The following is a 699-nucleotide window of genomic DNA, read 5'->3' as shown; positions in this document are numbered from 1 at the left end:
CCGGGGCGGCCTACGTGCCGATCGACCCGGGCCTGCCCACAGCGCGGATCGGGTTCATGCTCACCGATGCCACGCCTGTCGCGGTACTCACCACGGCGGGTCTGCGCTCGCGGCTCGACGGGTACGACGGTCTGCGGGTGATTGATATTGATGACCCCGCCATCGATGTTCAACCCAGCACACCGTTGTCGGGTCCGGGCCCGGCGCTGGAGGGTCTGGCTCACATTATCTATACCTCGGGCACCACCGGGGTGCCCAAAGGCGTTGCTGTTACCCACCACAACGTGACCCAGCTGTTCGATTCGCTGGAGATTGGTGTGCGGTTGGGGCCGGGGCAGGTGTGGTCGCAGTGTCATTCGTATGCGTTTGACTTTTCGGTGTGGGAGATCTGGGGAGCGCTGTTTCATGGGGGCCGGTTGGTGGTGGTGCCCGAAGCGATAACCCACTCTGCCGAAGACTTCCACGCCTTGCTGATCAGCGAACAGGTCAGCGTGCTCACCCAGACTCCCTCAGCTGTGGGGGTGCTCTCGACAGACGGTTTGGGGGCGGCGGCGCTGGTGATCGGCGCCGAGGCGTGTCCGGCTGAGGTGGTGGAGCGGTGGGCGCCGGGACGGGTGATGCTCAACGTCTACGGCCCGACCGAGACCACGATGTGGGTGGCGATCAGTGCCCCGCTCGCCCCTGTCTCTTATACACATC

Annotated in this window: 1 protein-coding gene; it reads left to right on the top strand. The window is 64.9% G+C overall.

What is annotated here, in order from left to right; translation table 11 throughout:
- Positions 1-14: 14 nt before the first annotated feature.
- On the top strand, positions 15-699 hold a 685-nt coding region (locus A5781_RS05040), incomplete at its 3' end, for an AMP-binding protein (protein ID WP_369817677.1).

The organism is Mycobacterium sp. 852002-30065_SCH5024008, from assembly GCF_001665645.1.
Taxonomy (GTDB): domain Bacteria; phylum Actinomycetota; class Actinomycetes; order Mycobacteriales; family Mycobacteriaceae; genus Mycobacterium; species Mycobacterium paraffinicum.
This window is presented reverse-complemented; position numbering and strand designations above follow the sequence as displayed.